This is a genomic window from Pedobacter sp. SYP-B3415, assembly GCF_004138205.1.
In the GTDB taxonomy this organism is placed as follows: domain Bacteria; phylum Bacteroidota; class Bacteroidia; order Sphingobacteriales; family Sphingobacteriaceae; genus Pedobacter.
Map to the genome: position 1 here is coordinate 282228 of NZ_RXNQ01000011.1, position 24268 is coordinate 306495.

General features: G+C 46.4%; 18 protein-coding genes. 6 read left to right on the forward strand and 12 right to left on the reverse strand.

Translation table 11 applies throughout. The annotated features are described in order from the left end of the window. Positions 1-2: 2 nt before the first annotated feature. Both tatA and EJV45_RS07215 read right to left on the reverse strand, forming a co-directional pair. Positions 3-140 carry a twin-arginine translocase TatA/TatE family subunit gene (tatA, locus tag EJV45_RS07210; RefSeq protein ID WP_129714986.1) on the reverse strand — a complete coding sequence of 46 codons (138 nt, stop codon included), beginning with the start codon at positions 138-140 and terminating at the stop codon, positions 3-5. Between the two features lie 33 nt (positions 141-173). After that, positions 174-989, reverse strand: coding sequence for an NAD-dependent epimerase/dehydratase family protein (locus EJV45_RS07215; RefSeq protein WP_129714987.1), 816 nt, complete (start codon positions 987-989; stop codon positions 174-176). Between the two features lie 77 nt (positions 990-1066). On the opposite strand from EJV45_RS07215, the gene EJV45_RS07220 reads away from it, so the two are divergent. The 3 genes from EJV45_RS07220 to EJV45_RS07230 are packed head-to-tail and all read left to right on the forward strand — an operon-like array spanning position 1067 to position 4928. Then, entirely contained in the window at positions 1067-1615 is a 549-nt protein-coding gene (locus EJV45_RS07220; RefSeq protein WP_129714988.1) for a hypothetical protein, read from the forward strand. A gap of 8 nt (positions 1616-1623) precedes the next feature. Further along, positions 1624-3645, forward strand: a complete 2022-nt coding sequence (locus EJV45_RS07225; protein WP_240755223.1) for a DUF1800 domain-containing protein — start codon at positions 1624-1626, stop codon at positions 3643-3645. Positions 3646-3656: 11 nt separating this feature from the next. Then, on the forward strand, positions 3657-4928 hold the full coding sequence (locus EJV45_RS07230; protein ID WP_129715076.1) for a DUF1501 domain-containing protein: 1272 nt from the start codon (positions 3657-3659) through the stop codon (positions 4926-4928). A gap of 3 nt (positions 4929-4931) precedes the next feature. Here EJV45_RS07230 and EJV45_RS07235 read toward each other — a convergent pair whose 3' ends face one another. Together EJV45_RS07235 and EJV45_RS07240 are read right to left on the reverse strand one after the other, a co-directional pair. Beyond that, positions 4932-6269 (reverse strand): sigma-54 dependent transcriptional regulator, encoded by a 1338-nt coding sequence (locus tag EJV45_RS07235; RefSeq protein WP_129714989.1) that lies wholly within the window; start codon positions 6267-6269, stop codon positions 4932-4934. An 87-nt stretch (positions 6270-6356) separates the two neighbouring features. Continuing rightward, the gene (locus EJV45_RS07240; protein ID WP_129714990.1) at positions 6357-6668 is read right to left on the reverse strand and encodes a hypothetical protein; all 312 of its coding nucleotides are present in this window, start codon (positions 6666-6668) and stop codon (positions 6357-6359) included. 259 nt (positions 6669-6927) lie between these two features. On the opposite strand from EJV45_RS07240, the gene EJV45_RS07245 reads away from it, so the two are divergent. Then, positions 6928-9432, forward strand: coding sequence for a DPP IV N-terminal domain-containing protein (locus EJV45_RS07245; protein WP_129714991.1), 2505 nt, complete (start codon positions 6928-6930; stop codon positions 9430-9432). A gap of 55 nt (positions 9433-9487) precedes the next feature. Here EJV45_RS07245 and EJV45_RS07250 read toward each other — a convergent pair whose 3' ends face one another. Beyond that, the gene (locus EJV45_RS07250; RefSeq protein WP_129714992.1) at positions 9488-10087 is read right to left on the reverse strand and encodes an outer membrane beta-barrel protein; all 600 of its coding nucleotides are present in this window, start codon (positions 10085-10087) and stop codon (positions 9488-9490) included. Between the two features lie 398 nt (positions 10088-10485). On the opposite strand from EJV45_RS07250, the gene EJV45_RS07255 reads away from it, so the two are divergent. After that, entirely contained in the window at positions 10486-11958 is a 1473-nt protein-coding gene (locus tag EJV45_RS07255) for a glycoside hydrolase family 130 protein (RefSeq protein WP_129714993.1), read from the forward strand. Here the strand turns inward: EJV45_RS07255 and EJV45_RS07260 are convergent. The 7 genes from EJV45_RS07260 to EJV45_RS07290 form a co-directional block, all read right to left on the reverse strand. Beyond that, positions 11953-12966: a glycosyltransferase family 4 protein gene (locus tag EJV45_RS07260; RefSeq protein ID WP_129714994.1), complete on the reverse strand. Its 1014-nt coding sequence runs from the start codon at positions 12964-12966 to the stop codon at positions 11953-11955. The two genes, EJV45_RS07255 and EJV45_RS07260, sit on opposite strands and share 6 nt — an antisense overlap. Beyond that, a complete protein-coding gene (locus EJV45_RS07265) occupies positions 12967-15234 on the reverse strand; it encodes a glycosyltransferase family 4 protein (protein ID WP_129714995.1) in 2268 nt (755 codons plus the stop codon). It lies immediately after the preceding gene. A gap of 216 nt (positions 15235-15450) precedes the next feature. Then, entirely contained in the window at positions 15451-18981 is a 3531-nt protein-coding gene (gene smc, locus EJV45_RS07270; protein ID WP_129714996.1) for a chromosome segregation protein SMC, read from the reverse strand. Between the two features lie 643 nt (positions 18982-19624). Continuing rightward, entirely contained in the window at positions 19625-20317 is a 693-nt protein-coding gene (locus EJV45_RS07275) for an ATP-binding cassette domain-containing protein (protein WP_129714997.1), read from the reverse strand. Beyond that, complete coding sequence (locus EJV45_RS07280) at positions 20305-20616, reverse strand: hypothetical protein (RefSeq protein WP_129714998.1); 312 nt, start codon at positions 20614-20616, stop codon at positions 20305-20307. Before EJV45_RS07280 ends, EJV45_RS07275 begins: the two co-directional genes overlap by 13 nt. Before the next feature lie 51 nt (positions 20617-20667). Further along, the gene (locus EJV45_RS07285) at positions 20668-22113 is read right to left on the reverse strand and encodes a glyceraldehyde-3-phosphate dehydrogenase (RefSeq protein ID WP_129714999.1); all 1446 of its coding nucleotides are present in this window, start codon (positions 22111-22113) and stop codon (positions 20668-20670) included. A gap of 101 nt (positions 22114-22214) precedes the next feature. After that, positions 22215-23075, reverse strand: a complete 861-nt coding sequence (locus tag EJV45_RS07290; RefSeq protein WP_010601359.1) for an RNA polymerase sigma factor RpoD/SigA — start codon at positions 23073-23075, stop codon at positions 22215-22217. A 615-nt stretch (positions 23076-23690) separates the two neighbouring features. On the opposite strand from EJV45_RS07290, the gene EJV45_RS07295 reads away from it, so the two are divergent. Beyond that, positions 23691-24251 carry an AraC family transcriptional regulator gene (locus EJV45_RS07295; protein WP_129715000.1) on the forward strand — a complete coding sequence of 187 codons (561 nt, stop codon included), beginning with the start codon at positions 23691-23693 and terminating at the stop codon, positions 24249-24251. Positions 24252-24268: the final 17 nt, after the last annotated feature.

Sequence of the window (24268 nt, forward strand, 5' to 3'; positions counted from 1 at the left end):
GTCTAGCCTTCTTTCCCGTCTTTTCCTGCCTTAAATTCCCGGACGGACTTGCCGATGCCGTTCATCAATTCAGGTAATTTTTTACTCCCAAAAAGCAGGATCAGAACAACAATAATCAGAATAATCTCAGTAGCACTCATAAGCGGTTTTCAGGCAATTTACGTATTATTTATTTAACTGGTTTCTGTGACCGGAAATCCTTCGAGGGCTGAAAAAGAAAATCCCAGCCGCCGAAAGGCGTTTTTTGCTTGTACACGTTTCCACGAAGTTTTTTCCGGAATAAAGTCTGGCGGCTCTAATCCCGATAACAGCGCGGCCCGGGCATAATATTGCTGCCGCTCAGGATGCGAGGGGCTGCAGGCATTGTAGGTGCCGCCAAAGGCTTCGTTTTTAACAATCGCGCTGATCAGGGAAACAGCGTCTTCCAATTCAAGCATATTTACGGGAGCCTGCCCGTTAGGAATATCCCGCTTGCCGGCAAAGAAACGGCCGGGATCTCTGCCCGGACCGACAAGTCCGCCGCACCTTACCAAAGTACCTTCAGGTGAATATGCCGTAACCAGCAGTTCAGCCGCGCGCACGTTCCGTCCGCCGGCCGTGTCAGGCTCGGGCGTGTCGTCTTCATCGAAGTCGCGGCAGCTGTCGGCATAAACCGCCGTTGAACTGATCATGATGACCCTGTTTAGCCGCACCCGCGATGCGCCTTGGAGGATTTCATTTATCCGGCTGGCATATGTTTCGCCTAGTCCCGATTTGTTACCCGGTGGGATAGTGATGATCAGTAAATCAGTATCAAAAAAGGCATCCGGAAAAGTGAGCGGTTCATGACCTGCGCAAATCAGATAAGGCTCAATGCCATAGCTGGTCAACGTATCGAGTTTTTCAATACGTGTCGTTGAGCCCTTTATTTCGTAGCCCTGCTGTTTTAATGCAATGGCCAGCGGTAAGCCAAGCCAGCCGCAACCTAAAATGCTGATTTTGACGATCATTTGCGTATAATATGTAACAAACTTAACGATTTCACACCTGCCAAATCGCGGAAGCAATTATTTTTTAAATTCATGGCATGAAAAAATCACTACTCATCATGGCCGCAGCGGCGCTGATTGCAGCGTGCGGGCAAAAGAAAGAAGAGGGATTCACGTTCAAAACGAATGTATTTCTCGAAAATAAAGTTGGACATTATCTCGCCAAACATCCCGACTGGAAATCTAATGAGGACAAGGATACTGAGGTAACGAGCGATTTCAGAGACAGTGTGATTATCTGGAGCAATGATGATCGTTTTTTTGAAAACCTCCCCCTGGAACTAAAAAAGGTGGAAGCTGAGAAAGTCCAGAACCAGGATGTACAAATGGCGTATTTCGAAACGTTTAATGATCCAACCCGCGTAAAGGAATCACTTTTGAACGATATCAGGTTGACAATCAGAGCTATTGTTCCTCCGAGTCAGCTGGCAAATCTGAAAGCCGGTGAGCGGTACAACATATCGGCTTCCATGTACAAACAAGGCCGTAAAAAAGATGTAAGTTATACCAAGGAAGAGAAATCGCAGGTGATTGATCTTGGGTCGTATACCTATGCCCTAAATAGCGCTCAGCCCTTGAAACCTTAGTCCTATATATGAATTGGTTTAATCTGTTCCCCGACAGATTAAACCATTTTCTGTTAAATCGGTCAGAAGGTGAAATCAGCAGCTGCGCTATGGTAATCCTGACTACCCGAAAATTTTTTGCCGGCCTTGTTATGGCTGGCGTTCTTGTCGTTCTGGCAGCCTTTACAGAAAGGCGGTCTGAACAATCATCATTCCCCTGGCAAAAAGCTGGTTTGACAGAACAGCAGGCGGCTGCGCACCTGCTGAGCCGGTTTACTTATGGAGCGACCCCCGAACAGATAGAACAGGTCAGGCGGGCCGGACTGGAAAATTGGTTTGAAGATCAGTTGCGTGGCGTACCGGAAAATGAAGATCTGAAGCGCAGGCTTGGTAGTTTCGATGCCATCGCGCTTAGCAATGCAGCTGTTGTACAACGCTATCCCCGTAACGCCCGGGTTGTGAGAATGGCCATTGCAGAAGGTGCCATTCATAAGGATTCGATCCGAACGGGAGACCGGGCAGCATACCGGGAAATGCTGCAAAACTATATGAAGCAAAATGACCTGCGTCCGCAGCAGGAACTGTTCAGGCAGTTTATAAGCCAGAAAATTCTTAGGGCTGTCTACAGTGAGAACCAATTGCAGGAAATCATGACAGATTTCTGGTTCAATCATTTTAACGTATCACTAACTAAACCACAGTGTGCCGAATTTATTCCTGCGTACGAACGTGACGTGATCCGGCCGGGTGCAACAGGTAAATTCGGCGATCTCCTGCTTGCCACAGCTAAATCGCCGGCCATGCTTTATTATCTGGACAACTTTAGCAGTTCGGGAACACCTAAGATGGAAAGTGAATTTCCTCAGACCGCGTACAGACGAAAGTTTGTGAGAAACGCGCCAAACGCCGTCAAAACGAAGGGCAAGGGCCGGGGTAAACCAAAGCAGGCCAAGCCGAAGAAAAAAGCGGCTGGACTTAATGAAAATTATGCCCGCGAGGTGATGGAACTTCATACGCTTGGCGTCGACGGAGGTTACACACAAAAGGATGTTACCGAGGCGGCGAAGGTATTAACCGGCTGGACCGTATCTCCCCTTGGTCAGTATCAAAATGTAAAGGGAAGGCCGGTACCTGCTTTGAGAACAGGGGCAGCAATGCGCCCGGGGGCCTCCTTTCGTGATGGCGATTTTCTTTTTGCTGCAAACCGGCATGAAGGAGGCGTGAAAACTGTTCTTGGTAAAAAATTCGGCCCCAACGCCGGTTATGATGAAGGCGTTGAACTGTTGGAAATGCTGGCCAGACATCCGTCGACGGCCAAATTTATATCAACGAAACTTGCTATCCGGTTTGTGAGCGACCAGCCAGAGAAGAGTCTGATCGATAAGATGAGCAGGGCATTTGCAAAATCCGGCGGCGATATTCGCACCGTTTTGCGGACCATGGTCAGCGCTCCCGAGTTCTGGTCGGCAGCCGTTCTCCGTGAAAAAACAAAGTCTCCTTTCGAACTTGCCATAGGCGCTGTGCGAAGCTTACATGCAGATGTTCAGCAGCCCTACCAGTTATTCAGCTGGATAACCAGAATGGGCGAAAGGAAATATTACTACCAGGCACCGACAGGCTTTCCCGACCAGGCACAATACTGGATCAATACCGGAGCGCTTTTAAATCGCATGAATTTCGGGCTTGCACTCGCCGCAGGGAAAATACCAGGTATACAAATTGATCTCAGGAAACTCAATGGAAACAGGGAACCTGAAAGTGTTTCAAATGCATTAGCGCTATACGCGGCCCGGATTCTTCCGGAACGGGAACTGACTCCCATCATTAAAAAACTTGAACCCATGCTGAGTCAGCCTGATCTGCTAAACAAAGTGGAAGAAGCGAGTGCCAAAGCAGCAAGTAGAGAGGCTCAGGGGACCATGGGCACCGCCATGCCAATCAACAAAGTTAGTTCCGGGAAACACAGGATGGCGGCCAAAGCGCAAAGCACTGATATGCTGGCACAGGTTGTAGGTGTAATTATCGGTTCGCCCGAATATCAAAAACGATAAAAAAGCAAATGATGTTATCAAGACGGGGATTTCTTAAAGCCGGCGGACTGTCGCTTGTCGGCGTTGGCCTTATGGGCGGTATGCCCTCTTTTCTGGCAGATGCGATAGCCGGAGAAAAGATCTGGCTGCCGTATAAAAAACGGAAAACACTGGTTTGCATATTTCAGCGTGGCGCTATGGATGGCCTGATGGCGGTAACGCCTTTTGCCGATGCTTACCTTCAGAAGGCACGGCCCGCCCTTTTTATGGGTGCAGCAAAAAGCGAAGGCAGCAATGCTTTATTCGATCTGGATGGGCGTTTTGGCCTGCACCCGGCTATGCAGGGATTTGCACCATTGTTTCGGGAACACAGGCTGGCGATCGTGCATGGAATCGGGTCTCCGAATACCACGCGCTCACACTTCGATGCCCAGGATTACATGGAATCGGGCACGCCTTTTAAAAAGGGCACGGCAAGCGGTTGGCTGAACCGGGCTATAGGCGAAGCGGGCCATGAGGCAATTACGCCGTTTTCGGCTGTGAGTCTTACTTCTGCACTTCCCAGATCGCTTTATGGCAGTCATCCCGCGGTAGCGGTAAGTGACATACAGGATTTTGGTATCCGGCTGCGCGGAAATCAGCAAGCCGCGAACAAAAGCTCGAAGAACTTTGAGGATCTGTATGAACAAACGGCATCAGGTCTGCTGCAACACACGGGCAGGGAAAGCTTTGAAGCTGTTAAAATGCTGCAGAAAAACGATACGCGCAACTACAAGCCGGCCAATGGTGCCGTGTATCCAAACACTGTCCTGGGACGGGCGCTCAAACAAATCGCCCAGCTTATCAAGATGGACGTTGGTCTGGAAGTTGCGTTCACCGAATCAAATGGATGGGACACACATTTCAACCAGGGTACAGCAAACGGCGTTTTTGCCAGGAATGTGGCCGACCTGAGCAACAGCATCGTGGCGTTCTGGAATGACCTAAGTGCATATCAGGATGATGTTACCGTGATGACCATGACTGAGTTTGGGCGCACAGTTCATCAAAATGGTACAAACGGGACCGACCACGGGCGCGCATCCTGCAACTTTATTCTTGGAAATGATGTGAACGGCGGCAAGATACATGGAAATGTTCCGGAGCTTGCAAAAGAAAACCTGGAAGATGGTCGCGACCTGCCCGTCACGACAGACTTCAGGGCAGTATTCAGTGAAGTCGCAGCAAGACACCTGGCGTTAAAAAAGACAGATAAATTGTTTCCCGATTGGACGGGCAAGCAGATCGGTGTTATGAATGTTTAGAAACTACTCTATGCCGTAGCGTTCCATTTTGTTATAAAGCGTTTTGCGGTCTATGTTTAGCAGCTTAGCTGCCTGAGACTTATTATGTCTTACCTTGATAAGGGTTTCCTGAATCAGCGTTTTTTCATTTTGTTCATTCTGCGCTTTCAGGTCAGAACTGCCATTGCGCTGAGGCTGCCGGATGGCATAAATCATCTCTTCAGGAAGCGAACTTTTTTCTGCAACAGCTCCCGGGGTAAGCAGCACCATACGTTTAATCACATTTTTAAGTTCGCGCAGGTTGCCGGGCCAGTCATAATGTAATAAGATTTCCATAGCATCCGGCGCGACCTCTGTAACACGACGGTCCAATTCCTGATTAGACAGACTGATGAAGTGACTGATGAATAATTTGAGGTCACCGCCACGTTCGCGAAGCGGGGGCAGCTGAATTTTAAATTCATTCAGGCGGTGGTACAGGTCTTCTCTGAACTCGCCGTTTGAGATGCTGTTCACCAGGTCATCGTTTGTAGCCGAAACGATCCGCACATCTACCGGGATGTTCCTGGTGCTGCCAAGCGGCTGGATGATACGTTCCTGCAAAGCGCGAAGCAGTTTCACCTGCACCTCATAACTCAGGTTGCCTATTTCATCCAAAAACAATGTTCCCCCGTCTGCCACTTCAAAACTGCCCTTTTTATCGGTGAGTGCGCCCGTAAATGCTCCCTTTACGTGGCCGAAGAGTTCGCTGGCAGCCAGATCTTTAGATAATGCGCCGCAGTCTATGGCTATGAAAGGTTGTTTGGTTCGTTTACTTTGCTGGTGCAGGGTGCGGGCCGCATGTTCTTTACCCGTGCCGCTCTCGCCCTGTATGATAACCGACATATCAGTAGGGGCAACAAGATTTATGTGTTCATACAGGCGCTCTGCCACCGCGCTTTTGCCTTTAATCAGGTTATTGGAAAGTTGAGTATCTTCTAATGGAGCCGGTTCGGGGGCCGTACGTTTCTGCAGGGCCTGCTGAACAATCATAAGCAGCTCGTCAGGATTGACAGGCTTTGTAATGTAATCAAGCGCGCCCATTTGAATCGATTTTACCGCGATCCTCACATCATTGAACCCCGTCATCATAATTGCGGGTATGTTGAGCTGCCGGTCGCGAATATGACCCATTATATCAAGGCCGGTTCCATCAGGAAGGCGGTAGTCTGTCAGGATCAGATCGAACGCTGCCGGCCCGGCCATCTTTAAAAATGACTGGGTATTGTAAAGGACTGTTACTTCATGGCCATGTTTGCCAAGAAATCCTTCAAGTATCTGAGAGAATGTAGTGTCATCTTCGATTATCAGTATTCTGGCCATGTGATATTAACGTATAGAATACTGCAAAAATACAAAAGCCGGATTAAATCCGGCCTTTGTATTGTTAATCATAGGTGTATAGGGTGCTTATTGGATCACTTTTCCGTCTTTGTCAACTTTGAGTGATGCAGTTTCCTGCTCTTTTTTTACGTCAATCCAGTAGTAGGATACGTTGTTTGCTTCTGTTACCAGAAACGCTGCTGATGGAGTCCATGCTTTGTAAGGATCTTTCTGTAACGTAGCTTTCACAGGTTCAGGAAGCTCTTCAAGTTTAACAGGTTCTTTTTTTGAACTGTCTTGTTGTGCAACGATTGCAGTTGAAACGTTAACATCTTTTGCACTTACTGTTGCTGCTCCTGCGAAAGCCAAAAACGCGGCTGATAAAATGAACTTTTTCATAGAGTATATATTTAATTTTTGATTCGTACAATGTCGTACTCTGCCAGGTAATGATACATAATGATGCCATTACATATAAAATTGGTTAATTAATTGTCTTTCAATAACTTATATATTGTGCCATAAAAATTAGACTGTGGAATATGTCTACAACATGTGTAGATTGTAATCAAAATTCGCTCTATACCCACGCGATTATTACAAAGACTCTTTTATATATCCTGTTTCTGAACTTATTTTTACAGCTTAATCCAGACGAATGAAGAAACAATTATGCTTTGCCGTGCTGCTCAGCCTCCTGGGCGGCGCCGTACAGGCACAAAACCGCTCTGCAGGCCCCGCTAATCCTGAGCCTGTTCCACCAAAAGCAAACTATCAGGCCGCTTCCCGGTTCTCGCCGCAAAAACTCAGGAAGATGATCTACTCCACACAGGTCGATCCTCACTGGCTTAAACAAAGCAACAGGTTCTGGTATGAATATGAAACACCGACAGGGAAGTTCTGGTATATAGTTGATCCCGCCAGGCGCGAAAAAAAGAAGATTTTCGATCCAGCTAAAATTGCTGCCGAGGTAACGCTCATCATGCGCGATCCTTTCGATGCGCAGCACCTTCCCATTGAGAACCTGAAGTTCTCGCCCGACGAACGCAGCGTTTCTTTTGAAATGACCGGAACGACCGAAGAAGTAAAGAAAGACAGGAAAGACAAAAAAGCTGCAGACTCCATGCAGCGGAAAGTGTACTCGTTTCGCTATGATCTGGCATCAGGAAAACTAACCGAGATACCGAATTACAGCAAGCCAAAGCCTAAGCCGAGATGGGGATCTGTCGCTCCGGACTCGTCTGCTATCGTATTCTCCAGAAACTACAACCTCTACTGGATGGACAAGGCAAATTACCGGAAAGCTGTACAAAACGAAGATGACAGTACGATTGTTGAGCACCAGCTTACAAAAGACGGTGAAAAATTTTACTCGTATGGCAGCAATGGTGATGGCGAGAACAATGAGGAAAATGAGAAAAACAACAAGAAGCGCCGCGGTGCATATGTGTTGTGGTCGCCTGATTCCAAATATTTTATTCTTAGCCGCAGCGATTCCAGGAAGGTAAAAGACCTTTGGGTGATCAACAGCATAACAAACGGCCGGCCTACGCTCGAGACATATAAATACCAAATGCCGGGGGAGAAAGAGGCACCAGTTGATGAGATTCTGGTTTTTGACTTCGCAGCGAAAACATCAAAAAAGCTTAATACAGCTGCCTTCAAAGATCAGAGCATCGGCGTATGGGGACAGCCGGTTCTGAATAAAGACCGCGACAATGAATTCAGGCCATCTATCTGGCTTGGTGATGAGAATAGGTTCTATCTTTCAAGAACCAGTCGCGATCTGAAGCGTATCGATGTCTGTGTAGCAGATATCCGCACCGGCGCGATCAAACCGCTGATTGAGGAGCGGTTTAATACTTATGTTGAGATCAACCGTCCGGGGCTTGTAGGTAATGGAAAAGAGATCATTCACTGGTCTGAGCGTGACGGCTGGGCACACTTTTATCTGTTTGATGGTAACGGAAAGCTGAAAAATCAGATTACCAAAGGGTCATTTCATTGTGAGAACATCGTAAACATCGATGAAAAGAACCGGGTGCTGTACTTTACTGCCAATGCACGTGAGGAGAAGGAAGACCCGTACTTCATGCATTTGTATAAAATCAATTTCGATGGAACAGGAATGAAACTGCTGAACGCAGGTGATTTTGATCACAGCAGCAGCATGAGTGATGACAGTAAATTTTTTGTAGATAACTATTCACGCGTTAATACCGTACCGAAATCTACCTTGTATGATAACACCGGCAAGAAGGTAATGGAACTGGAAACCGCCGATCTGTCTTTACTTATGGCTTCCGGATATAAATTTCCTGAGCCATTTAAAGTGAAGGCGGATGATGGTATAACAGACATCTACGGAGTAATGTACAAGCCGTTTGACTTTGACCCGGCTAAAAAATACCCGATTATTGAATACGTGTATCCGGGACCTCAGACCGAGGCGGTAAACAAAGCGTTCAGCCGTTCAATGGATCGCACTGATCGGCTGGCGCAATTCGGTTATGTAGTGATCACGGTAGGAAACCGCGGAGGTAATCCTGCACGTTCTAAATGGTACCATACTTTTGGGTACGGCAATCTGCGCGACTACGGTCTGGCGGATAAAAAAGCTGCTGTCGAACAGCTCGCGGCGCGTTACCCTTTTATCGATGATCAAAAAGTTGGGATCACCGGCCACTCGGGCGGAGGCTTTATGTCTACAGCGGCTATGCTGGTCTATCCCGAATTTTTTAAAGCTGCGGTATCAAATGCCGGTAACCATGATAACAGCATCTATAACCGGTGGTGGAGTGAAAAACACCATGGCGTTAAAGAGATTGTATCGGCAAAGGGTGATACCACATTTAAGTACGCAATTGATAAAAATCCGGACCTTGCTAAAAATCTGAAAGGACATTTGATGCTCATGACCGGCGATATTGATAATAACGTACACCCGGCAAACACCATTCGTGTTGCGAATGCATTAATGAAGGCAGGCAAACGTTTTGAGTTTGTTGTCGTACCCGGCCAGAGACATGGTTTCGGTGACCTGACTGAATATACATTCTGGAAACTTGCAGACCATTTCAATAAATACCTGATCGGCGATTTTAGCGACGGCGACCAGGTCGATATGGTCGAGATGGACAGGGATGTCGAGAAAAAGAGATAGCATAAAAAAGGCCCGGAAATGATACTTCCGGGCCTTCTTTTATTATAATGAATTGTTAAAAGTGAAACTGAACGCCCAGTCTTGGAGCAAAGAAGTTTCCGTTAACATCGAAAGAGTTGGTTGTGAATTCGGCACCAGAACCTTCAGCTTTCAGTTTTTCATTTTCCCAGCTTAAACCGCGAACTGAAAATTCAATACCTACGCGGCTGGTCGGGAAAAATGCAAAGCCAGGAGAAAGTGCTACACCGATATTTGTGGTTGTGCCCAGTTTCGCACCAACATCACCAGCAGCGTTAACGTCTTTGGAACTGCCAAATGCCATAGGAACAGAAAGCTGTCCGAAAAATTTGAACTGTCCTGAAAGGTCGGTGTAGTAGCGGGCAAACGGAGCAACAACAAATGCCTGATCTTCAGTTTCAGCAATTTCTTTGCTGTATGTATAACCAACACCTGTACCGATCGCAAAATTGTTATCGATAAAGTACCCTACACTAGGAACGACCTGGAAGCTTACATTTGACTTCGGCGCACCTTCTGCTTTGGTAGAGTTAAAACCAACGTTACCTCCAAGGATGATTTTACCTTGTTCTGTCTGGGCATTTGCACCATAAGCTAAACCTGCAACTGCTACTAACGATAATAATAATTTTTTCATTTTGATATGTTTTAAATGGTTTTCATTCCCGGTCTCTGAGTTTAATTTTTTGACCGTTTACGTTATTTAGTCAATCGCTGTGCCACAGAAAAGCTCGTGTCAGCGCGGGAAAAGGAGGTTTTTTTTAATCATTTGATTATAAGAGCTATAATTTTTTAAACCGCGCTTAACATTATATTCACTTGACACAGCGACTTATTTATGACAATTTGAAGGCTGACAAAATGTATAAATACTGACTAATTTTGTAAATGTGTCAGTTTTTTAAATAGCATTCTGGCAGGCTGATGGAAGCTAATGCTTTGCTGATCTTCACCTGCGAACCACATCCAGGCCCAATGGCCGAAAAAAAAATCTTTATAAAAACAATTGCAGGTCTTCCAAACGTTTTAGTGGTTATGAGACTATCGATCGAGCGCAAACCTGTAAAGGTTTACCCTGACCCAAAACGCGTTATTGCACGTTTTTTTTATAATGGAGACGACAGAGCAAAAGATGTGATCAGACATGTGATCGCTTTGTCTGAAAAAGAAGTTTTTTCAATCATCTCTCCGCTTCTCCAGGAATATTCGAAACGCCACCGCAACATTACCAAGATCCTGAACAAACACTGTAAAAAGATCAGATCCTGTATTGAGGAATGTGGCATCGACTATGATACACTCGACAAATATCAGAAGCTGCTTATCGGATCATACTTCACGCATGAATATTCGATCGAATCGGCGGCATTTTTTAATCCCTCGATTATTGAAGATCCCGATCAGACAGACCTTGTTTCCGGCGAGAAGCGCGTAATCATCAGTTTCCGCGCAGTAGGCGAGGGGCATATCTCCTCTGTTGTGTTCAGGCGAGCCCTTATTGATAAGCACAATAACATAAAGGTTATTGAGGCGGGCGACTACATAGACGAGGCGGAAGTAATCAAGAACGCTGTTTACAACAAAAAGTTATTTCTGAAAAAAGCTGCCGACGCCAATATCAACGCACTTGTGCTTGATGAGATTGATGGAAGACTGCAGGATAAGTTCGATTATTCCGTCTTGCGCCGGCTGGTTATAGATTCTCAGAACCTCACAGACGACGACATGAAAAAGCTCGAATACGATAAGGTCCTGTGGTTGTCAGACACTTACCATGAGATCAGCTTTTCGCGTGATACCGATATTTCTGATCGAATTATCTTCCCCATCTCTGAATTTGAACGCAAGGGTATTGAAGATGCCCGTTTTGTACGGTTTACAAAGGAAGATGGCTCAATTATTTATTACGCCACATATACAGCTTACGATGGTGCGATGATTATGCCGAAGCTGCTTCAGACCACAGATTTTTACGACTTCAAGGTAAGCCCGCTGCATGGTGCCGGTGCCCGAAACAAGAACCTTGCGTTGTTTCCGCGTAAGATTAATGGCAAATATGTCATGATGTCGCGTATAGATGGCGTAAATAATTACCTGATGTACTCTGACAAGATTACCATCTGGGACAACCCGGTAATTCTGCAACAGCCCAAATTTACCTGGGAGTTTATCCAGATCGGGAATTGCGGTTCACCGATTGAGACCGAAGATGGCTGGCTTGTGATTACGCATGGCGTTGGTCCGATGCGCAGGTATGTGCTGGGTGTAAGTCTGCTGGATCTTGACGATCCTTCAAAAGAGATCGGCCGCTTACTTGAACCCCTGCTTATTCCCAATGATGACGAGCGTGAGGGTTATGTACCAAACGTATTATACTCCTGCGGTTCGATCATTCACAACAATGAGCTGATCATACCTTACGGCCTGTCAGACTACTGTTCTTCTTTTGCGACGGTAAAGCTGGACGAATTGCTGAGTAAGTTAAAAAGCCAGGACTGCAGCTTATAAAAGCTGCTTATAAAGGCTTATATAATCTGCAACCATTTTCTCAGTCGAAAAGCGGTCTACAGCCCGCTGCCTGCAATAACTACGGTCAAGTTGCGAAAGCTTCCTGACCGTTTTTGCTGCCTCATCAACGTCATTTACCAGAAAACCGGTTTTTCCATCCTCAATCAGCTCAGGCATAGACCCACGGTTAAAGGCAATGACGGGTGTACCACATGCCATCGCTTCAGCTACACTCAGTCCGAAAGGCTCATCAAAGGAAATAGGGTGGAGCAGACATGCCGCCCGTCCAAGCAAGCTATTTCGGTCCTTTGGTCCTGCAGAGCCTACATAGCGGATCTGGTCGCTAAGTCTGGGCTCAATCTTCTGCTCAAAATAACTGCGATCCTGAATGATTCCGGCAATGATCAGTTCTTTACCCGTTTGTAGGGCAATGTCTATTGCCTCCGAAGCCCCTTTATGCGGATGGATCCGTCCGAAGAACAGCAGGTAGTCATCAGCTTCTTCTACGAAGTCAAAATCGGCTATGGCAATTCCATTATAAATCGTTGCCGCATAACTGAGGCTGGCATGACGGTCAGACATGCTGATAGAAACATACTTAACATGGCCGTCATACTTTTTATAAACGGGAACGATCTGCTCTGACGAAAATCCGTGAATGGTGGTCACCATCGGTGTATTGATCAGCCTGGAATAGGTAAGCGGCAGAAAGTCGAAATGGTTATGTATCAGATCAAATTGATCTGCCTTCTCCATCAAATTGCTGATATGCAGGCATTCGAGCACCTTTGCGTCCTGGCCGGGTTTGTCTTCATATCCCTCGGCTACAACAGCATCAAGCCGGCCGGCAGTTATAGATTCGCCGGTGGCGAAAAGCGTAACGGAATGACCGGCAGCAACCAAACCTTCGCAAAGGTTTGAGGCCATTTGCTCCCAGGGGCCATAGTGACGCGGCGGTGTGCGCCAGGCTACCGGCGACAACACCGCAATTTTGAGCGGCTCTGACATCTAGGCTACGAAACTTGAATTTTCCTGTTTTTCTTCGACATACTGGTGTTCAAGTGCCAGTGCTTTCAGGATCATCAGATGCGAAATCAGGTATGCCAGCGTGCTTTCGGCGCCCTGGTTTCTGTTTACGCCATGCGGCTGAAGCCCGTCGCCGCAGCCTTTTGTTTCATAATCATAAAGCGGTAACCTGAGGCTGTTCTCGCCAAGGAACCATTGGTAACACAGATTCATCTGTTTGATATAGTCATAGTTTTGTGTTACTTCATAGGCCTGGTAATAGAGGAGCACCATAGCCATAGACTCTATGGCCTGCTGGTCATATATGGCCATATCGCTGTTTTTATAGAACCAGCCGTCGTTTCCGATAGGGTTGAGATAGCCCTTGCTAAGTGTTTTCTGGTACAGGAAGTCCATTGATTCTATAGCAATTTCAAGCGATTCCTGATCGTCAGATACCTGGTAATGGTGCAGCAGCGCCAGTGGTAAAATGGCATTGTCATAGGTTAAACCCGTCTCATACCAATGCCAGTTTTCATCACGTGTTTCGCGATAAGCCGCTTTCAACTGACTTGCTCTCGCATCCATTTCTGCGGCAACACCCAGGTTGTAAGGATTCACTTTGAGATAATATGCAATGCCGATCATTGTGTTGGCTACCCCACGCAAGTATTTCAACTGCGAAAAATGGGGAATAGATTTAACAAACAGATCTTCGGCAAACTCCTTATACGAATTGTTCGGTGCATTGCTGATTAAAAAACCAAGCGCCCAGATGGTCCGGCCAAAAGAATCCTCAGAACCGACCTCGTCCAGGTAGTTGCGACTGAAGCTCAGGAAATTTCTGAAGTTTCCATCTTCGCGCTGCATATACTGGATGTAACTGAGGTAGATCGGAAGAAGGTCAAGTGCTACCTTACTTTTGTTCTGCTGATAAGCAAGCAGGGCCATGATGAGCGCACGCGAATTGTCGTCAAGACAATAACCTTCTTTTAGATTTGGTATACCGTAGGTCGCGTGCTGAACAATGCCGGTGTCGTCAGTTAGCCGCAACACATGGCTCAGGCTAAACATAGGCATCATGTCTGCATCAATAACCGGTTTGCGCAGCCTGGTGTGCGCTTCTGCTTCCCGGATAGCTTCACGAAACGCGTTGATATATATTTTCCCGATTTGCGGCCAGCGTAATTTCAGTCCGTAGTTATAGGCGTTTTCTTTCAGCTGGTTAAGTTTATCAGGTGTATCAAGCAGGTTCACAACAACGTCTGCAAGCGCACTGCTGTCTTTAAATGCAAACAATTCTCCCCGGTTATCGGCCAGCAGCTCCTGGGCATGCCAGTAAGGTGTTGAAACGACGGCTGCACCGGCACCGACCGCATAGGACAGGGTACCGCTGGTGATCTGGGCCTCGTTCAGGTAAGGCGTAATGTATATGGTAGCGGCCGACAGGTAGTTGTGCAGGTCGTCTTCTTCAACGAATTTATTAATGAAAATGAGGTTGTTTTCTACGTCAAGCTGCCTGGCCAGACGCTTCAGGCTGTCCCGGTATTCTTCACCGTTATGTTTAACTACACCAGGGTGCGTCGTGCCAAGAATTACGTAGGTAACATCAGGATGTTTCTCAATGATTTGCGGAAGCGCATGTATGACCGTCTCCAGTCCCTTGTTCCGTCCAATCAATCCAAAGGTGAGTAGTACTTTGCGGTCTTTAAATGGCAGCGATTGCTCAACCGGATTGTTCATCGGCGTATTGAGGTCAGGCACACCATGTTCAACAAACTGAATCTTTCCGGTTGGGATACTATAAATATCGGTGAGGAAACCGATGGCGCGATGGCTCATCACCAGGATCTTGCTCGCGTATTTTGCAATTTCCCTGATAATGGTCTTTTGTGTGTATGTCGGTTCCCTGAGCACGGTGTGCAGCACCACGATAAGTGGTTTTTTAAGCCGCGCAATAAGCGGAAGTACATATACACCATTGTCGCCCCCATAAATTCCAAATTCATGCTCAAGCAGAACGGCGTCAGCCAGACTTGTATTGATAAAATCTGCAGCCTTGATGTAATCGTTCTGATTTTCTTGTCTGATCACGTATTTTACCTCTTCCGGGTACTCGTACATATCTGTCGTTTCTCCATCATTCATTGCAATCACGAATGATGATTGCTGATTCTTCTGGTCGCCGTTCATGGCAGCAAAAAGATTCTGGTTAAAAGTCGCAATTCCGCAGGCACGTGGAGGATAAGTAGATATATAAGCTATTTTCATGGATAAAATTTGATCTTACAGTTGTAGTGGTCACCCCTATAACATAGATCAAACTCAAAATGTTTCTATAGCACAATGAAAATAAGGCTGCTCAACGTAATGAAAGGCGTTTTTTTTAATACCCGGAGTAAATAATCTCTTGAAATCTTTAAACCAGCACGACAACACCACTGATTGAACGCAAAGGTTTAACATTCCACCGAAAATACCAGGTACTTACGCTACTTCGCGAAGATCGACTGCGACTACCCGCGAGACACCCTGTTCAACCATTGTTACGCCATAAATAATATCAGTAGAAGCAATGGTTCTCTTATTGTGCGATACGATAATAAATTGGGAGCGATCTGAGAACTTGCGTATAATATTATTAAACTTATCGATGTTGGTGTCGTCAAGGGGAGCATCGACCTCGTCAAAAATACAGAATGGTGCAGGCTTTAGCAGATAAAGCGAGAACAGAAGGGCGGTGGCCGTAAGCGTTTTTTCACCGCCGGAGAGTTGATTGATGGACAGCGGCCGCTTGCCCTTTGGCCGCGCAATAATATCTATGTCAGCTTCCAGCGGATTTTTTTCATCCGAGAGAATCAGGTCACAACTGTCCTCTTCATTAAAGAGTGAGCGAAACACGGTAATAAAATGCTCCCTTGCTTCGGTGAAGGCCTGCATAAATTTTTCCCTGGCGGTATCATCAATTTCCCTGATCGTGAGTAGCAGATCATTCCTGGCCGCAACGAGGTCCTTTTTTTGGGCCTGGATAAAGTTAAAGCGCTCGCTCATTTCTTTGAACGCCTCCATAGCCATGCTGTTTATCGAGCCGAAATCGTCCAGCTGCCGTTTCATCCGTTCTACCTTTTCCCGAAGTTCAAGTTCATTCTCATCTGTTGTGATGTCCTGATCTAGTAAGGTACTGATGTCAAGATTAAATTCGACAGAAAGACGTTCACGCAACGCATTTAATTCGATACGCAGGTTGTTTTTGTGATCTTTCAGTTCATTGACAAGAAAGTCGGTCTCCTCGCGGTTTTTGCGGATTGCTGCAGTTTGGTTTTCATGCTCGTTAATCGTTCCCTTATCAGCATAATAGGCTTCCTCAGCTTCGGCTACGGCTTTTTCCATGTCTTCACGCTGCTGGTACATCTCCAGCAGATGATCGTCGTTCAGATCAGTGTGCTGAACGGTATTGCCGATCTCGGTCTTTACATTGGCGAGTTCCGCCCGGTTCGCGCTTAGCTTTTTTTCCAGCGTTTCCTGTTGCACATGCCGGTAATCCAGATCTTTGTCCAGTCCCGAGATTTTATTTTGCTGTTGGTGGAACCGAATGTTCAGGGTATTATAGGCACTGGCCGCGTCATTTACCTCGTTTGCCGTATCATTGTAACTAAGCTGCAGGTCCTGCAAGTCCCGGTATGCCTGCTGATGCTGTTCCTGCATGACGATTAAAAGCGGCAGTTTTTCCCCAAGCTGCGCTTCAATGCCGGCAATCTTATTTTGTATATCGGTTTTCCGGTTCTCACTGCTCGTAATGAATTCATGATACTGATCTCTGCGCGTACTCACAGAAATCTTTTCATTTCCAAGCCGGTTCAACTCTGATCTAAGTCGTTCAATTTGTGCCGTCTTAAGTGCTGATTTTGAAGTTCCTATTAAATTCTGCGCAGCAGCAATCCCGCTGCTTAGTGTGGCGATCTGTTTTTCTGCTTCCTTGATCTGTTTAGCCAGATTTTCAAGATTTTTAGCACGGCCAATACGCTTGCCTTCAAACAGGCCTACTGAACCGCCAGAAAGCGTAAATTTACTCTTCGCAAACTTACCGTTTTGAGCAAGCAGCGTAACAGCAGGCTGCGACGCAGATTTGAAAACATCTTCGTCATCGCTCGTGGAAATATATACATGTTGCAGCAGCAGCTCGCACAGTTTGCGGTAGCGGCTATCTGTTTCGACGACTGAAAGTGCCGGAACAAAACCATCAATATCCTGCCGGCTTATCTGGCGATCGGGAATATCTTCAAGAATAAAAAAGTTCACCCTGCCGCGGCTGGAAGCAGTAAGCAGATCAATAGCCTGAAGTGCATCTGCATAATGTTCCACGACATAATGGTTCATAACCGGTTCCAGGTAGTTTTCTACTGCAATCCGGTAAGCTTCAGTACAAAAAAGCACGTCAGACAATAGCGGTGCGTTACGTGCCCAACTGGTATTCTTTTTCAGGAAACGGATCGACTCCGGGAAACCTTCAAGGCTGTCTACCAATGACTTTGTAAGGTTGTATTCGTTTTGCCGGGCATCTTTTATACGACTTTGTGTGGCAAGTTCGTCTTTTCTTGCGGCCAGAGTACCTTCTGTTTCCGTGATTAGGGTCAGTGTCCGGATATTTTCTTCTTCGAAAGCGCCAAGCTCAGTCTGTTTCTGTTCAATTGTAAACTCCAGCTCCGCTAAGGCATGGTTGAAGGCTTTAAGTTCAATGCTCTTTGCAGTAGTATCATCCACATTGCGGTTTCCCTCCTGCGTCAGCGTTTCCTTTTGTATGTGGAGGATATCGATTTCTTTCTGTGCCTGGTAAATCTGGTTCTGCAGTTCATTTGCCGCTTTGGTACGATCATCCAGGCGGTTTTTCTCAAGCTGCTGCCGCTCGCGGAGTGTGCTGAGGCCGGCTTTAAGCGTATTGAGTTCAACCTCGATCTTTTTGAACGTTTCCGTTTCTGTCAGCAACTCTTCATTCAGCCGTTTCAGGTTGTATTTTACGTGATTCTCCTGGTTCGTATCGCGCTCGATCTCTTCGCTAAGCCGTTGCTCTTTCTCGCGAAGAAACTTCATCTGTTCGTTTTTAATCTTTTTCTCACTTTCGTAAGCTCGAATTTTCGCTACAAACTCATTCGTAGCTTTTTGCTGAACAGACAGATTCTTTTCTTTTTGAATAATGTTCAGCTTCAACAACTGCAGCGCCGCTTCCAGCTTATCAATTTCACCGCTTTGTTCTGCGCGAAGGGAAATCAGTTTTGCTTCCTTTTTTTCAAGACTTTCGAGATCACCGCGAAAGCCGCTTATGCGCAGTCCGGCAAGCCTGATACTTAATTCTTTGTACTGTTCTTTAAGTTTGTAATAGCGCTCTGCTTTTTTCGCCTGGTTCTCCAGTGTTTTGAGGTTTTTTTCAATCTCAACAAGCAGGTCTTCTACACGCTCAAGATCAGATTCGGTATCTTTAAGTTTATTAAATGTCTGTTTTTTTCGCAGTTTATACTTTGAGATCCCCGAGGCTTCCTCGAAGAGATTACGCCTCGAATGCTCCTTGTTAGCAATGATCTCGTCGACCATCTTTAATTCAATAATCGAATAGCTGTCTGAACCTACACCGGTATCAAGAAAAAGGTCAGTAATATCCTTCAGCCGGCACTGCACATCGTTGATGCGGTACTCGCTGTCTCCGTTTCTGTAAAGTTTTCTCGTTATTGTGATTTGTGAGAAAGAGGTCGGAAGTACATTACGTGTATTGTCAAAACTAAGTGATACTTCGGCCAGCTGTGCGGCTTTCCGGTTACGGGTGCCGTTGAAAATGATATTTTCCATCTTTTCAGACCGAAGCATACGTGTGCTTTGCTCGCCCAGTACCCACCTGATGGCATCGACAACATTTGATTTGCCACAGCCGTTCGGACCTACAATAGCGGTTACCCCTTCGTTGAAGTGGATGTTTACCTTGTCTCCGAAACTTTTAAAACCTTTAATCTCTAACCTGGTGAGCTGCATCTGGCCTGAAAAACGAGGGTCAATATTACGAAAAACCATCAAATAAATAAACAGGGCCCATTGTTGTCCGGTAAAAATTGGCTGAATGAAATAAGATCCTTCTGAACAGTCTCAAAGCAGTATTTGCCTGAGTCTTCGGAATCAAGCCCCCTGAATTCTATGTCTATGGGTTTTACGTACAGGCGGCGGTTTTGATGACGGTTTTGCCTGCTTACTGCCACTGATAGGTGCGGACCGGCCTTGTATCTTCTCGCCGCAGAAAAGTATTAAAAGTCTTGCACTGTTTTAAGGAGGTTGGGAAGAACCAAGGAGGGGAACCAGCCCGGAACGGAATGGCGCAGGGATAATCCGGGCCTTTTCCCGCCGCCGTCGGACTTTTGATGCTTTTATGCAAGAAGAGATACACAGCCGGAGCGTTTATTCGTGTCTCTTTAATGAATTTCAAAGGTACGAATGCTTTCGGCTATGCCTCAGGTTGCTTCTTTTTCGCCAAAAAGAAGGAGCCCCCGCGGTGGTGAGCGGTTCGGTACCATAGCCTCACATCTATTGGAAACTAAAGAACTACAGGCTTTCGCAAAATTTCCCCGGACAACAGTGAAACAGGGCCTATAAGCATGGCTGCAGACCGGAATTTTCGGCGGGTTTAATCTCCGCTGTCCGGCAACCGGCTGCCGGCCACTTGATCCGGGGATGAAAGGTAACCATGCGTAACCAGATCCTCCCGATGTCTGATCCGGTAATTGCTGCCGTTATGCAGCAGAATGAGTTCATCACTGCAGTCAATAAGTTGCCTGTAAAGATGGTCAGTTACTACAAAACCTTTATGCTGCTTCATGATGTGCATGTGTTCAGTTATTGTATTTGCAAACACGGGAGACAAGTGTGAAAAAGGCTCATCAAGCAATACAAAAAGTGCATCTGAATAGATTGCGGCCAGTACAAAAAGAAAACGACGCTCTCCGCCCGAAAGATCTTTAACGCGCCTTTGGGCCAGTTGTGCAACAAATGAAAGACCGGCGATCTGCTGATAATAGATATTACAGCATAGTCTGATAAATGTGGCAATCCGTAACCTTCCGGGCACCTCGTAATTCTGGCTTAACAAATGCAGCAGTCCGCTGCGGTACGGCTTATTATAAGGCATGCCGTTAATTCGAACGTGTTTAAACGCCGCTGGCTCCGTACCATAAATGATTTTAAGCAGGGTAGACTTCCCGCATCCGTTGCGACCGAGGAGGCCGGTGATTTTGCCGGTCTGGCAATGCAGGAAAACACCGTTCAGCAGTTGGCGGCGGCCGTAGTTTTTGCTGACACTGTCTGCAGTCAGGGTCTGCATATCAGGACGATCAAAAACAGCAAAAGAAATATGGCTGTGTCAATAAAGAAACTGCCCGCAAACAAATGCCGCATGCTGTAACCAAGGTTTCGGTAGAATGGGTAGGTTCTGCTCGAGAACAGATAGTGGATCGCAAGGCTGCCCAGATACCCGCCAAGCTTGATAATGGGGGCAAGCATGACCGCAGACAGGATATATTCAGCGGTTGACGCAAAAAACAGTGCCTGCAAACTGAACACGGCGTTGAGCGGCCATAGCCTGGCATATAAAAAGAAACAGAGCTGAAAATATCTTTGCATGCTGCTCCAAATTAAAGAAAGTCCGGCGTTTCTCAAAGCCGGACTTTTCTGCTAATAATAAGTTAGCCTCACCACACCGGCCAGCTTTTTGGCGAGCCTGATCACCTGCCTTGTATAGCCGTATTCGTTATCATACCAAACGTAGAGGATCAGCGAACGGCCATCCTGAGAAAGTATTGTTGCCGGGCCGTCAACAACTGCAGGGTGGCTGTTTCCAATCATATCGCTGCTAACAACTTCGTTAGAAACCGAGTATTCAATTTGTTCAGACAAATCGCCGAAAAGTGAAGCTTCGCGCAGCAGTTTTTCGATCTGGTCAAGGCTGGTTTGCCTGGCCAAGGTAAGGTTCAGAATGGCCAGCGAACCATTGGGTGTAGGTACACGAACAGCGTTGCCGGTAAGTTTGCCTGCCAGTTCAGGAAGCACCCTCGCGACCGCCTTATCTGCGCCTGTCTCTGTAATGACAAGGTTAAGCGCAGCGGAACGGCCGCGCCGGTATTTAGGATGGTAGTTATCCAGCAGGTTCTGATCATTCGTGTAGGCATGAACTGTCTCGATATGACCTTTTTTAATGCTGACATGTTTGTTGATGACATGCAGGACCGGCACAATAGCATTTGTGGTACAGGATGCGCAGGAGAACACTGTTTCGCCTGCGGCATAGTCGCTATCGTTGATGCCGCATACAATATTCGGAATGTCATCTTTTGCGGGTGCCGTCAGCAGAACCTGCGCAATGCCTTTTGCCTGAAGGTGCCTGCTGAGTCCGGCACGATCACGGAATACGCCGGTATTATCAATCAAAAGCGCCTTATCAATCCCATAAGCGGTATAATCAGGCTCTTCAGGCGTCTTGGCGGTGATAAAATAGACAGTCTGTCCGTTAATGATCAGTGCCTGTTGTTCCGCATCCGCCTTTACCGTTCCCTGGAAGGGACCGTGTACAGAATCCGTGCGGAACAGTTCAGCGCGCTTAATGAGCTCCTTTTCGCTGCACGACCTGGTTACAATAGCACGCAGGCGCAGCTGTTCACCTTTTCCGGTTTGTTTAATGAGTTCCCGCGCGGCAATGCGCCCGATGCGGCCAAAGCCAAAAAGAACCACGTCTTTGGGCTCAAGGCTGCGTTTTTCTTTTCCGATATGCCTGGCAAGTTTCAAGGCTACGAAATCTCTGGCCGACGAGAAATGTATATGCTCGTCCATCCATTCAGTGCACAGCCGGCCAAGGTCGATACGTGATGGGGCGAGGTTGCTTACGGCGAGAACCTCGGCCAGCTCAAGCGTATCGTAAATAGAGATCGGTCTCCCGCTTACCTCACCGGCATATTGGTGATAGGCTAGAATTTCGCTGCTGCCAACATCGAACAGCGGTTTACGAAAGAGGACAAGTTCGACAGACCGTTCGAACCACAGGTTGCCTACAATGTTCATCAGGGAAACGGCACACTTCTCCCGGTCAATCCAACGCTGAAATTCAGCCTGGTAATTGTTGCTCATACAGTTTTTTTATTTGGTTGAAATAATAAGTACCCAAAAATAAAAAAGATCGGCTTGATGGCCGATCTTTCTGTATGAATTTTCCTGATTGTGAATCAAATTTAACCGAGGTATGATTTCAGGATTTTACTTCTGGATGTGTGACGCAGGCGTTGAAGCGCCTTGTCTTTGATCTGACGAACGCGTTCGCGGGTCAGGTTAAACTTTTCGCCAATCTCTTCAAGAGAAAGCGGGTGGTTTGATCCAAGGCCGAAAAAAAGAACGATAATTTCACGCTCGCGCTCGGTAAGGGTTGATAGTGAACGTTTGATTTCTTCAGATAAAGATTCGTTAATCAGTGAACTGTCAGTATTAGGCTCGTGGTTTTCCAGTACATCAAGAAGTGTGTTCTCTTCGCCCTGGACAAACGGCGCATCCATAGACACGTGTCGCCCTGAATTGCTCAGCGTATCCGAAATTTTATCGACGGTAGTTTCCAGAATATCTGCAAGTTCCTCCGGTGACGGTTCGCGCTCGTATTCCTGCTCAAGTTTAGAAAAAGCCTTACTGATTTTGCTTAGCGAACCTACCTGGTTTAGCGGAAGCCTTACTATACGGCTTTGCTCGGCAATAGCCTGAAGAATTGACTGACGGATCCACCATACAGCGTATGAGATGAATTTAAAACCTTTTGTTTCATCAAAACGCTTGGCCGCCTTGATCAGGCCAAGGTTACCCTCGTTGATCAAATCGCCTAATGTAAGGCCTTGATTCTGATATTGTTTAGCTACCGATACAACAAACCGGAGGTTGGTTTTAGTTAAGCGTTCTAAAGCAGCCTGGTCACCTTCTCTGATCTTTCTAGCAAGAATTACTTCTTCTTCGGCTGTAATCAAATCTACCTTGCCGATCTCGTGAAGATATTTATCTAACGATTGACTTTCACGGTTGGTGATAGATTGGGTTATCTTGAGTTGTCTCATTTATTATGTGCGTGCTCCTTAAAATTATGAACGTGCAAAGTTACGGTTTTTAACGGTATCCCGAAAGATAATTTGTTGAAAACGTAGGGGTTTGCATCTGATATTTGCAATTTTACTTGTATCAAAAATTATTCCACAACAAAATTGTCATTACGGCAAAAGGTGTCGAAACCTGCAATATAAACCTGCATTTGCAACCCTTTAGGTTTCATAAACGGCCTCTTGTGCGCACAGATACAACAGGTTGCGCCGCCGGTCATAGAAATGAAATTTTAAACGCGCATTTGCAAGTTATCCCGTTTCTTTCTCGATTTTGTTACACTGTCGTTTTTTCAGAACCGCTTCCTAAGCATGCCACATCTGCCTGCCGTGTTAAACATTACAAACTGATGTCAGGTGTATTACCCTTTAGTGTGCATCGATATAGTTTTTAAGGTATTGGCCGGTAACAGAGTCTTTGCGGCAAATCCGGTTTGTAACCTGTTTAAGGCGGTGCAACGCCCGCCTGTTATTACATGGATGAGGAATTGTGAAAATCTTTTTGCAAATTATATAATCGCTTCGCTCTTCGCAAATCCTAACTTTGTGCACAACCAGTCATTTTAATTTCCCGGTATGAGATATTATATAAAGAATATGGTCTGTGACCGATGTAAAATGGCTGTTGAGGCCATCTTTGATGATCTCGGCTACCCGGCTGCACAAACGCAGCTTGGTGAGGTGGAAACATCTGCTCCGCTTGCCGCCGATGCGAAACAGCAACTGGAAAGCCGGCTGAAAAATTTAGGTTTTGAACTGATCAGCGACAAAACCAGCCGCACCATAGAGGAAATTAAAACGTTGATTATTGATCTGGTGCATACACATCACGGTGATTTGAAGATGAACCTCTCAGACTACCTGGCCGCCCGAACCGGTCGGGATTATCACACGCTAAGCGCATTGTTCTCAACGGTCGAAGGAACGACGATCGAAAAGTTTTATATCGCCCATAAAATTGAGAAGGTGAAAGAACTTCTGGTTTATGATGAGTTATCGCTTAGTGAGATTGCGCACCGTCTCAATTACTCGAGCGTTGCACACCTGAGCAGCCAGTTCAAAAAGATAACCGGCTTAACGCCGAGCCATTTTAAAGAGATCAAAGGCCAGAAGAGAAAGTCGCTAAACGACGTGTAATCTTATAAAATCGAGCG